Annotated in this window: 12 protein-coding genes; 5 read left to right on the top strand and 7 right to left on the bottom strand. The window is 28.4% G+C overall.

Features of this window, described 5'->3' with window-relative positions; genetic code table 11:
- Positions 1–303 precede the first annotated feature (303 nt).
- Positions 304–1,176, top strand: coding sequence for a tRNA 5-methoxyuridine(34)/uridine 5-oxyacetic acid(34) synthase CmoB (gene cmoB / locus CQA75_RS07845; protein ID WP_137624437.1), 873 nt, complete (start codon positions 304–306; stop codon positions 1,174–1,176).
- A 70-nt stretch (positions 1,177–1,246) separates the two neighbouring features.
- A complete protein-coding gene (locus CQA75_RS07840; protein WP_137624436.1) occupies positions 1,247–1,825 on the top strand; it encodes a hypothetical protein in 579 nt (192 codons plus the stop codon).
- Here CQA75_RS07840 and CQA75_RS07835 read toward each other — a convergent pair whose 3' ends face one another.
- Both CQA75_RS07835 and CQA75_RS07830 read right to left on the bottom strand, forming a co-directional pair.
- Positions 1,826–1,999, bottom strand: a complete 174-nt coding sequence (locus CQA75_RS07835; protein WP_137624435.1) for a hypothetical protein — start codon at positions 1,997–1,999, stop codon at positions 1,826–1,828.
- An 8-nt stretch (positions 2,000–2,007) separates the two neighbouring features.
- On the bottom strand, positions 2,008–2,535 hold the full coding sequence (locus tag CQA75_RS07830; protein WP_137624434.1) for a thermonuclease family protein: 528 nt from the start codon (positions 2,533–2,535) through the stop codon (positions 2,008–2,010).
- Positions 2,536–2,593: 58 nt separating this feature from the next.
- Here CQA75_RS07830 and CQA75_RS07825 point away from each other — a divergent pair, with 58 nt between their 5' ends.
- Positions 2,594–3,862 (top strand): M20/M25/M40 family metallo-hydrolase, encoded by a 1,269-nt coding sequence (locus CQA75_RS07825; protein ID WP_137624433.1) that lies wholly within the window; start codon positions 2,594–2,596, stop codon positions 3,860–3,862.
- A gap of 2 nt (positions 3,863–3,864) precedes the next feature.
- Here CQA75_RS07825 and CQA75_RS07820 read toward each other — a convergent pair whose 3' ends face one another.
- Together CQA75_RS07820 and CQA75_RS07815 are read right to left on the bottom strand one after the other, a co-directional pair.
- Entirely contained in the window at positions 3,865–5,085 is a 1,221-nt protein-coding gene (locus tag CQA75_RS07820; RefSeq protein ID WP_137624432.1) for an MFS transporter, read from the bottom strand.
- 26 nt (positions 5,086–5,111) lie between these two features.
- Positions 5,112–5,948, bottom strand: coding sequence for a cysteine ABC transporter substrate-binding protein (locus tag CQA75_RS07815; RefSeq protein ID WP_137624431.1), 837 nt, complete (start codon positions 5,946–5,948; stop codon positions 5,112–5,114).
- A 140-nt stretch (positions 5,949–6,088) separates the two neighbouring features.
- On the opposite strand from CQA75_RS07815, the gene CQA75_RS07810 reads away from it, so the two are divergent.
- Both CQA75_RS07810 and CQA75_RS07805 read left to right on the top strand, forming a co-directional pair.
- Positions 6,089–7,156 carry a JlpA family lipoprotein adhesin gene (locus CQA75_RS07810; protein WP_137624430.1) on the top strand — a complete coding sequence of 356 codons (1,068 nt, stop codon included), beginning with the start codon at positions 6,089–6,091 and terminating at the stop codon, positions 7,154–7,156.
- Between the two features lie 42 nt (positions 7,157–7,198).
- Positions 7,199–7,945: a YaaA family protein gene (locus CQA75_RS07805; RefSeq protein WP_137624429.1), complete on the top strand. Its 747-nt coding sequence runs from the start codon at positions 7,199–7,201 to the stop codon at positions 7,943–7,945.
- On the opposite strand, the gene CQA75_RS07800 is transcribed toward CQA75_RS07805, so the two are convergent.
- The 3 genes from CQA75_RS07800 to pepT are packed head-to-tail and all read right to left on the bottom strand — an operon-like array spanning position 7,938 to position 11,556.
- The gene (locus CQA75_RS07800; protein ID WP_137624428.1) at positions 7,938–9,089 is read right to left on the bottom strand and encodes a M20 aminoacylase family protein; all 1,152 of its coding nucleotides are present in this window, start codon (positions 9,087–9,089) and stop codon (positions 7,938–7,940) included. The genes CQA75_RS07805 and CQA75_RS07800 overlap by 8 nt on opposite strands.
- A 1-nt stretch (position 9,090) precedes the next feature.
- On the bottom strand, positions 9,091–10,317 hold the full coding sequence (locus CQA75_RS07795) for an MFS transporter (RefSeq protein WP_137624427.1): 1,227 nt from the start codon (positions 10,315–10,317) through the stop codon (positions 9,091–9,093).
- A 9-nt stretch (positions 10,318–10,326) separates the two neighbouring features.
- The gene (gene pepT / locus CQA75_RS07790) at positions 10,327–11,556 is read right to left on the bottom strand and encodes a peptidase T (RefSeq protein ID WP_137624426.1); all 1,230 of its coding nucleotides are present in this window, start codon (positions 11,554–11,556) and stop codon (positions 10,327–10,329) included.
- Positions 11,557–11,676: the final 120 nt, after the last annotated feature.

The raw sequence follows: 11,676 nt of genomic DNA, 5'->3' as shown, positions 1-11,676 counted from the left end.
AAAGCACAAGAGTTTAAAAATACTAAAGCTAAAATTGCCAAAATGATTTTCATTTATAATCCTTGGTTTTTAAGAATATAGTCTATTGTATAATAAGTTGTATAAAAAATTATATTTATTTTATCAATCATAAACAAAAACAATGAAAATTAAAAATATTAAATCAATTTTAAGCATAAGATTGCTTAATTTTTAAACTTTCTTAACTTCATATAAGAATTTTTGTAAATATCTTTTTGTTATAATTTCACTTTGTATAATTTAAAAAAATATTAAAAAAATATATTCTCTAAAAAGGCTCCAATGAAAAATATTTTAGAAAATCAATTATCAAGACACCCTTTATACTCCAAAATCCAAAGATTAAAAGAATTAAATTGCGAAAATAAGCTCTATTTAAAAGATTGTGTGATTTTAAACACAAATAATACTCAAATGGATGAAATTTTAGAACTTGCAAAAGAATTAAAACCATGGAGAAAAGGTCCTTTCCAAATAAATGATCTTTTTATTGATACAGAGTGGCAAAGTTTTATTAAATTTAATATTTTAAAGCCTTTTATGAGTGAAATTTCGGGAAAAATCGTAGCAGATATTGGGTGCAATAATGGTTATTATATGTTTAAAATGCTTGAATTTAATCCAGCATTATTAATAGGTTTTGATCCCTCTATAAAATATCGATTGCAATTTGAACTCATTAATGCCTTAGCTAAAACTTCAATAAAATATGAACTTTTAGGTGTTGAAGATCTTCCAAACTACCCGCTTAAATTTGATGTGATTTTTTGCCTTGGAGTTATTTATCATAGAAGTGATCCGGTTAAGATGCTAAAAGAATTAAAATCAGGACTCAATAAAAATGGAGTAGTTTTTTTAGATACTATGTATATAGAAGATGAAAGAGAAATTGCACTTGTTCCAAATAAAACTTATTCAAAAATTCCAAATATTTATTTTATTCCGAGTATAGGTGCTTTAAAAAATTGGTGCGAAAGAGCAGGTTTTAAAGATTTTCAAATTTTAAGCACTAAAAAAACCGATGAAAATGAGCAAAGAAAAACAGAATGGATTGATTCTTATTCTTTAAATGATTTTTTGGATCCAAATGATAAAAACCTTACTATAGAAGGTTATGAAGCTCCAAAAAGAGTTTATGTAAAAATAAAGATATAAATTATTTTTATTTTTTGCCGATTTTCATTTTTGAAATTATAGATAAAATATTTATCAAAAAAGGTGAAAAATGGCAAAAAAAGACAATTTTGAAGACTATGTACAACTTGAAGAATATGTCTCGCAAGAAAATTTATCTAAAGTAAGATCTGAACTTACGACATGTTTAGAACTTAATACCTCGGTAGCTGGTACCATTATTGAAATTGATAAAAATTTTGCCAAGTCTATTTTAATCACAACAAATGATATGGTAGTCGATGAACATGGATTGATTTTCGATGCTTTTATTTTTGCTGCTGCTAATTATGTTGCACAAGCTGCAATCAATAAAGAATTCTCTGTCGTTATAGGCACAAAATGTTTTTTTTATGCTCCGTTAAAAATAGGAGATATTCTTCAACTTGAAGCCCATGCCTTATTTGATGAGACATCCAAAAAAAGAGATGTTAAGGTAATTGGATATACAAAAGATATAAAAATGTTTGAAGGTACAATACAAATTGTAACTACAGAAGAACATATTTTTGATTTAAAACGTCCGCCGCTTAATTCAACAAAAGATACACAACAAGGAGAAAATTCAAACACATCTAATGTTAATCCTGATGCAATGGCAGCAACAATTTTAGCCTCAATGGGAAAATAATCAAGGAGTCATTTTAATATCAATCCAGTTGCTAGGACAATCTTTATGATACATTCCACTTGCATCATAATACTCCTTGCAATCATCGTAAAAACGATTTGAAATTCCTCTTTCATTAATAAAACATCCAGAAAATCCCAAAAGCGACACTATAATCAGTATATATTTTTTCATAACCACTCTCAAAATCTGTTTTGCTTACGCCATTTATAAGGCTCAATCGGATTTTTTTCTTGCCAAAGTCCTAATTTATATTTTTGTGCAATTTTTTGCTCTTTAACATACACATTTGTATAATAAGTATCAGCCCAAGCATAACCTTTTCTTACCATCCAGCAATTAATATCCGTATTATTAAGTTTGACAATAGCAACAATTCTACCATAAATATCTTTATTTTTATAAAAAATTTCTACTTCTTTATTTTTTAAAATTTCATTTAAATTATTTTTAGCTTCTTTTCCAAAATTTTGCTTGATTTCAGGCGCATCTATACCAAAAAATCTCACTTTACTTGTTTTATTGGAATGAAGAATTTCTATAGTATCACCATCAATAACCCTAACAACCCTAGCTTTAAAGCTTGGTATTTTTGCCATATAGTTTTGAATAAATATAATTGTAAGCGAAAAAACCAAAATCGCTAAGAGTTTTTTAGGATCGCTTAAAACACTTCTTAAATTTAAGATTTTATTATAATTTATTCTCAATTTTATCCTTATTTTTTAAAAAAATATGCCATAATTTTAACAAAGAAAAGGAGATAAAATGCAAAAAGTTATAGATAATTTTAAAGATTTATGCAAAATTCCACATTGTAGTTATGAAACAGAACAAATGAAAGAATTTTTAATCAATTATTCTAAAGATAAAAATTTTATAGTTAATGTAGATGAAGCCGGAAATATCCACGCTATCAAAGGAAATCCTAAGCTTTGTTTGCAAAGTCATTATGATATGGTATGCATGGGGGACGCACCCAAAGTAGATGTTTACGAAGAAAATGGATATTTAAAAGCCAAAAATTCAAGCCTAGGTGCAGATAATGGTATAGGCATAGCGATTATGATGAGTGCGATGAATCAATTTGAAAATTTAGAATGCCTTTTTACCAATAACGAAGAAGTTGGCCTCATGGGGGTAAATTCTTTAGAACATACTATAAAATCAAATATGCTTTTAAATTTAGATCATGAAAGCGATAATGAAATCATGATAGGTTGTGCGGGTGGTGTTGATATAGAAGCGACTTTACACTATGAGAATATAAAAAGCAAAGGTAAAATTTATGAATTACAGGCACAAAATTTTAAAGGCGGTCATTCAGGAATTAATATCATAAACAATGAAAAAAGCTCCATTAAAGAAATGGCCAAATTTATAAAACAAAATCATGGAAAAATCATATTTTTTGAAGGTGGAGAAAGGGTTAATTCTATACCAAAACACGCTAAAGCTTTAGTATGTTTTGAAAATGAAGTTAAAAGCAATGAATGGATAAAATGCGAATTTAAAGGTGAAAAAGAATTTGAATTTTGCAATCAAAGCGATAAACTTTTAGATACCATCAATAGCTTTTCTCATGGAGTGAGAGCTTATGATGAAAATCTAGGTATAGTTCAAACTAGTATCAATCTTGCAACCTTAAAAATGCAAAACAATCAAATAGAATTTGCACTTTTTGCAAGATCTAACACTTTAGATGGCTTAGAACAAATTGAATTTGAAACTTTACAATTTTTCAAAGCTTTTGGCTATCAAAGCAAAAGTTTCAATTTCTACCCACCTTGGGAAGGCAAACCAAATGCACTCAGCGACTTAGTTTTTAAAGCTTTGAAAAAAGTATCCCCTGAGGCTAAAATTTCAGCCATTCATGCAGGACTTGAATGCGGCATCATAGAGAAAAAACAAAAATTACTATGTGCCTCTATAGGCCCAAATATTTACAATCCTCATTCTACAGATGAACGTTGTGAAATAGCCTCTGTAGAAAAAATTTCTAAAGTTGTTTTTGAAGTTTTGCAAAATCTTAATTAATTTTAAAACCCCTTGTGTGTTTTTTTTAACAAAAACACACAAAATAAGGAGCACATTCCCACAAAAATAAAATAAAATCCCAAATATTTTTCATATAAAAAATCAATTACAAAAGGTGTAAAAAAAGCTAACAAGGCATAAGAAATATTGTAAGAAAAACTTAAGCCACTTAATCTGATTTCATTTTTAAAAATTTGAGTCATAAAAACTGGTGCAAAGGTAATAATACCTTGCGAAAAGCAAACGATCAAAAAGTACCATAAAAATTGCTGATTATAAAGACTAAAAAGAACTCCAAAAATCATTAATGTGATACTAAAAAAGGAACAAATTTTATAGCTCCCCCATTTACTGGCTAAAAATCCTTGAATTATAGATCCAAAAATGACAGCTAAAATTCCAAAATTTTGCATCCATAAACTTTGAGATGAAGTAAAATTAAATATCGATGAAAAATATTTTGGTAAAATCATTAAAGTTGCAATACCACTTGTTAAAACCACAGTCATTAAAAAACAAATAAACATACTCATTTTATGTGTTTTTAAAGCTTGTTTTAATGGAAATTTGACCAAGTAATTTTGAAGCTTTAATTTAAGAAATTCCGGAGTTTCATTTATTTTTTTTCTCAATAATAAAACAAAAATTCCAAATATTCCAGCCAAAATAAAAGGAAATCTCCACGCATATTGCTCTATTTGATCTTTGGAAAAATAACTATCCAAAATCAAAATTGTAAAATTTCCTAGCAATAACCCTAAAGTTAAAGCAGCAGAAGCAAAGCCAAGCGCAATAGGAATTTTATTTCCTTTTACAAATTCGCTGATATAAACCCAAGCTCCACTTACCTCAGCCCCTATAGCCAAACCTTGCAAAATGCGAATTAAAAATAAAGCAAAGGTAGAATATAGTCCTATCATTTCATAACTAGGCAAAAAAGCCAAAAAAAGACTAGGAATAACCATCAAAAATACAGACAAATAAAAGATGTTTTTACGGCCGTATCTGTCTCCAAAATGCGCCATTACTATAGCTCCAAATGGACGAACTAGATAAGCTATCCCAAAAGATATATAAGTATTTATTTGAGTCCAAAAAAAATTATTTTGTGGAAAAAAAATCTTAGAAAAAATATCTAAAAAAAATACAAAAAGAACAAAATCATAAAATTCTAATACTCCACCCAATGACGCATAAGTGATATTTTTATATTTTTTTTGCATATTTTTATACAATAAAGGAAAAACCTTTATTGTATCTTACCGCCTTCAATAACCACATCATCAGCTTGAACATCATCTCCAAAATGCTGTTTTAATGTTTCATCATAGGCTTTATGAAAGAAACGCTCTTCGCCTAGTTTAATGATCAAATTATCAATAAATTGCTTAAGCTCTTTATCACCTTTTTTAACTGCAGGAGCTATAACATCTTTATTTCCCAACTCTTTAATCGCCATTTTAAATTGAGGATGATCTTTTACCCAAGCAAAAAGTAAAGTATTATCATGACTTAAAGCATCTCCTCTTTTATCCATTAAAGCTGCAAAGGTTTCAGTATTTTGATCGTATTTTAAAGTTTTTATATTAGGATAATTTTTTGTAAAATAAGCATCCGCTGTTGTTCCTTTGTTTATAAGTAAAGTTTTATCCTTTAAATCCTCTATACTATGAATAGTACTATCCTTTGGAGCAACAACCCCTAAAGCCACTTTCATATAAGGCAAACAAAAATCCACCTGCTCTGCTCTTTCTGGAGTTTGAGTAAAATTAGCCAAAATAATATCAACCTTATTTGATTTTAAAAATTCCACCCTATTTGCAGCTTCAACAAGTACAAATTGGACTTTATTTTCATCTCCTAAAAGTTCTTTTGCTATACGCTTAGCTAAATAAACATCATAACCTTGATTCTTGCCTTTTTCATCTACATAGCCAAAAGGAGGTTTATCGCCGAAAACTCCTATTCTTACAACTCCGTTTTGCTTAATCTTTTCAAGAGAATTAACCTGTTTTGAATTTTCTCCACAAGCATTTAAAAACATAGCAAGCATAGCTGCAAAAATGCCTAAAAATAAATTCTTCATTTTGTCCTTTCTTTTATCATTATTTAAAAATTTTAGAAAGGTATTATACTTAAAAATTTTTATTTTTTATTCTGTTTTTGTATAAAATCCAAAAGTTTCTTGTTATAATTTATCTTTGTAAAATAAAATAAGGAAAAAATATGAAAAAAAATCTTATAATTGGCATCAGTTTAGTTTTCTTTGCGGCATGTAACAACAATTCACTAGATCAATCCATTATAAAAAAATACGAAAATACTCTCAATACACAGATCAAAGAAGAGCAAAATTCAAGCAAAGACTTTTTTAAATTTAATGATTTTAAATGCCAAAACGATGGTAATTTTATAAAATGCGTGAGTCCTAATTTAGAAGTTTTTAATCCTGAAAATCATAAAAAAATATTTGGAATTGAAAATGTAGAATATAAATCTAATGTAGTTTATACAGGAGATAAAAAAGGTCTAATTTCCTTTCGAGAATTATTAAATTTTTTATTTTCTAAAAATGAAAAATTACAAGATGAAGTCACTTTTAAAAACATAAAACTCGATGATGAAACGATTAGCGAGTTAGATAAAATAAATTTAAATAAAAATCAAAAAATCAATGATTATCTTAAAGAATTAATCTCTAATCCTTTTACAATATCATTAAAAAATTTAAACTCTAAAAAGAATGATGAAAATAATAATTATCTTTCTAGCATAAATATCCAAAGCAATGATCAACTCAATCTAAATCTTAGTGCTAATATAGATTATAAGCTTAAATTATTAGATGTGCTAGATTCTCATGGCTTTAAATACGATATAGATTCACTTTCAACTAAAAATGTCGATGAAAATAATACAAATAAAATTCCAGATTCTACACTCTCTCAAATATTAGAAAATATTACCATTCGTGATGTAAAACTCACGTTTTCTTTAGACACAAAAGAGGTTTTTAAAGATTATATTGAAATGGCTAATTCTATGCTTAAAATAGCCAAAGAAAACAATAAAGATGAAAAACAAACTTTAATTATAGATAAAGCCCTAAAAGCACTTGAAAAAATTACTCAAAATCCAACCTATAAACTCAATGTAGAAGTATTTTTCAAAGATGTTCCTTTAAGTGTATATTCTACGGAAAAAGAAAAAGTTATAGAAAAATTAACTATTAATGGCGAAGATTTCACTGAAGTTGTTTCTATTCTTGGTGATTCTTATGTGCCACTATATTAAAATGGAGAAAAATCTCCATTTTAATGATCTAAAAGGATCATGATGAAAATTTTATTCTCTCCAAGCGAAAGCAAAAATCAAAATTGCACGCAAAATCCAATCAATGAAAATTCTTGTATTTTTAAAGAATTATTCACCTTTAGAATGCAAGCTCTAAGCAAGTATGAAGAATATATTCAACATTCTAGCTTAGAGGATTTAAAAGAGCTTTTTGGTATAAAAAATGAAAATGAGATAGATAAATTCAAACACGATTTAAGAAAAGCTCCTACTCAAAGTGCCGTAACACTTTATAATGGTGTAAGTTATGAGTATTTGAATTTCAATTCTTTAGCCTTTGAAAGTCAAAATTATATTTTAAAAAATACTCTTATATTTTCAAATCTTTTTGGGGTTGTAAAAGCTAGCGACACTCTTCCTTTTTATAAATTTAAACAAGGTGCAAAACTTGGAAATTTTAATATAGAAAAATTTTATAAAGAGCATTTTAGTGATGCTTTAGATGAATATTTACAAAATGAAGAAATTCTTGATTTAAGAGCAGGATTTTATGATAAATTTTATATTTCTAAAAAGAAATTTTTTACCTATAAATTTATAAAAAATGGTAAGGTAGTGAGTCATTTTGCAAAAGCTTACAGGGGAATTTTACTTGCTTTGTGTGCAAATATAAAAGCTAAAAACAATCAAGAAGTATTAGACAATCTTCCTTCAAACCTTAAACTCAAAGAAATTCAAATCAAAGGTTTAAAAGAAGAAATTACACTTGAAATATTAGATTCTATTTAAGATATTTTAAAACTAAACTCGCATAATAGCTTGCCGCCCTAGGTAAAAGCTCATCATTAAAGACATAATGAGAATTGTGCAAGTATATATCATTTTCATTTTCTAAAAAAGCATAAGCACACTTTCTCATTTCACAAAAAAATCCAAAATCTTCACTTCCCATTAAAGGCTGATGATTAAATTCGCAATTTTCTTCACCAAAAATTTCTTTAGCAACTTCTGATGCAAATTCCACTGCTTCATCGTTATTGATGGTTATAGGAGCTATAATTTCTTTTGAAATTTTAATTTCTACATCATTTGCATCCGCTATTCCCTGACAGATTTTACGAAGTTTTTCTTCAGTTAATTTTCTAGTTTCATTATCAAGCGATCTAATACTAACTTTTAAAATGGCGTTATCTGGGATGATATTAAAAGCATGGCCTGAATTAAAAGCACCGATGCTCACAACGGCAGAATTTTGCGGAGCGACATTTCTAGATACTATACTTTGCAAAGCCATTACAAGTAAAGAAGCTACATAAATAGGATCTTTGGTTTTTTCAGGAGCACTTCCATGTCCTCCTTTGCCAATGACTTCTAAAGTGTAACTATCAGAAGAAGCCATCATGGCACCTTTTTTTAAATAAAATTTCTTAGATGATCCAAAAGGCATATTATGCCATCCAAAGATAAAATCGCTATCGAATTTTTCAAACAATCCATCTTTTATCATTTCATTTGCACCGCCTAAACCCTCTTCGGCAGGTTGAAAATAAAGATTTAAAGTTCCATTAAAATCTTGATTTGATAGATATTTTGCAGCGAGCAATAAAGAACTTGTATGCCCATCGTGTCCGCAAGCGTGCATTATATTTTCTTTTTTGCTTTTATAATCTACTTGGGTACATTCTTGCATAGGCAAAGCATCCATATCCGCACGAAGTCCAATTTTTTTAGCACTATTTCCTTTTTTAAGAACTCCAACGACGCCTGTTTTTCCAATACCTTCATAAACTTCATAGCCAAATTCTTTTAATTTTTCAGCCACTAATTTTGCAGTTTGAATTTCATCAAAGCCTAGCTCTGGATTTTCATGAATTTGATGACGAATTTTTACAAATTCATCTTTTAAATCTACAATTTCTGGTATGAGTTTCATTTTATTTTCCTCCTTCTATAAAATGATCTTTTTTAGGCAAAACAAACAGAGATGCAATAGCTGAAACCAAAATCAAAATAAACATATAGGTAAAACCTAAAGTAAAACTTTTTGTTTTATCAACACTAAATGATACAATTTCAAGATTTAAAGATAAAATAATAAAAGTTATCGTCCAAAAAGTACTCATAATATAAGCGCTACGTTGTGGATTCGTGTCTTTTAATTCTGAAGGAAGATTAAAGAAAAAAGGCCACCACAAAGAGAAAAATAAACCCGATAAAACAGCAAAAATTTCCACCATAATCCATTTTTTTAAGAAAAGCATACAAATTCCACTTACAAGCATACACAAACTTCCAACCAAAAGCATCTTTTTAAAAGAATAACCCTTTCTTTTAAAATAAATTCCTATAAAAGGCCCAAAAATGATAGCTACATTAGCCAAAACAGGAATTTCTTTTTTTGCTATTTCGGCTAATTCTTTAGTAAAACCTGCATATTCTACGTAAAATGTAGGTAAAAATGTAAAAATAGAATTTAAAAATAAAATCGGCCCCATGTAAAAAACAATCATACCCCAAGTTAAACGTGATTTAATAGCTGATAAAAACTCTTTTTTATTGTCTATTTTTTCTTGTTTTTCATCCATCTTTTGATCTTTTCCTATAAAGATCCAAAGAACAATTAGTACCAAATTTATCCACGCATAAAAAGACAAAGAATAACGCCAATTTCCAAAATAATTTGAAATGCTTTCTGCAAAAAGAATTCCTATAATATAACCCACTATATTTGAGTTTGTATTGATACTGATCATAAAATGCAAACTTTTCTTTTCAAACCATTGTTGAGTAATAGGCACTAAACACACTAACGCACAAGCTGAACCAAGTCCCATTAAAAAACGTATGATTAAAATTCCAAGATAGCTTTCTATAAAAGTTAAAAATACACTTGAACTCATCAAAAGACAGCCCAAAAAATATCCTTTTTTAAGCCCAAATTTATAAATTAAAAAAGCTGTAAAAGAAGCACCAAAAATTTTTGCGACAACAACAATACTTGTAATCAAGGTCGCTTTTTGATTGTCCAACCCCAAATCCGCTTTTATTAGAGGCATTAAAGAACCCGTAGAAGCCCAAGAAGCACTAAAAACAGCATAAACACTAAATATAATAAAAGCAACTCCTATACGCTGCATATTAAATAAAAATGAATTTTGCACAAATACTCCTTATTTTGTTGATGCGATTTTGATAATACTTTTTGCCACCTCAAAACTTTGATAAAAAGATTTTAAGGGTAAAAACTCAAACGCAGAATGAAAATTATGCGCTCCAGTGAAAAAATTTGGTGCAAATAAACCTTTTAAGGCTAAAGCACTTCCATCAGTTCCACCTCTCATAGGAAAAGTTTTTGGCTTAATGTTGCATTCATCAAAAGCTTGATGTAAAATTTCTAAGCCTATTTTGTTATGATCATTCATGCTATCTTTGAGGTTAGAATATACATCTTCTATTTTTAAGGATATAACCGATCTTTTGTATCGTTTTTGCATAAATTCAACCACTTCTTTAATGTATTGTTTTTTTTCTTCATATTTTTGTTTATTGTGATCTCTAATATTTAGATACAAACTTGCTTTGATTTGATCAGAATGAAATTCTTGCACCCAAATATAACCTTCATCATTTTCTGTATTTTCTGGAGTTTGCAATCTATCAAAACAATTAGCAATATCTATGCCTATCAAAGTTGGATTTAAAAGCACCCCTTTAGCACTCATAGGATGTGCACTTACCCCTTGTATTTCTATAAAAGCTGATCCAGCATTAAAGGTTTCAAATACTAATTCTCCAAGCTCACAGCAATCGATCGTAAAAGCAAAATCAGGTTTAAAATGCTTAAGGTCAAGCATTTTAGAACCCCTAAGTCCTATTTCTTCATCAGGAACAAAACTTACATAAATATCCCCGTGCTCACATTTTTCATGAACCAAATAATGAAGCAAAGTCATGATGGTTGAAATGGCTGCTTTATTATCAGCCCCTAAAACACTTGTTCCATCTGAAAAGATGATCTCTTCATTCATATATTTTAAAAGTTCAGGATGATCTTTAGGATCGCACGTAATATTTTTTTCTTTATTTAAACATAAAGCTTCACCTGTAAATTTTAAAATTTGAGGCTTTATCACATCGCTAAGACCGACATCTACCGTATCTAAATGAGCACAAAAACCTACACTTTTTTTATTCGAATTTCCTTTAAGTTTTGCGGTTAATATAGCATTATCTTGCAACAAAATATCACTAAGTCCTAAATTTTCGAGTTCTTTTTTTAATAAAAGCGCTAAATCGTATTGTCCTTTAGAACTCGGTAAATTTTGAACCTTTGCGTTACTTTGAGAAGGTATGGCTAGATAATTAAAAAAATTATCAATTTGAAGCTGTTTGTAATTCATACTTTATCCTTTGTAAAATTTTAGCAATAATAAATTCAATCTTTTTGTAAGATTTTTTATTGAAGAAAGAAGTAAAAATATATTTTCAAAAAGAAAATTCATCAAAAACCCTTAATCTTT

The organism is Campylobacter taeniopygiae, from assembly GCF_005406225.1.
Classification (GTDB): Bacteria; Campylobacterota; Campylobacteria; order Campylobacterales; family Campylobacteraceae; genus Campylobacter_D; species Campylobacter_D taeniopygiae.
Note: the sequence above shows the minus strand (reverse complement) of the source record. Positions and strands in the feature narration are given on the sequence as shown.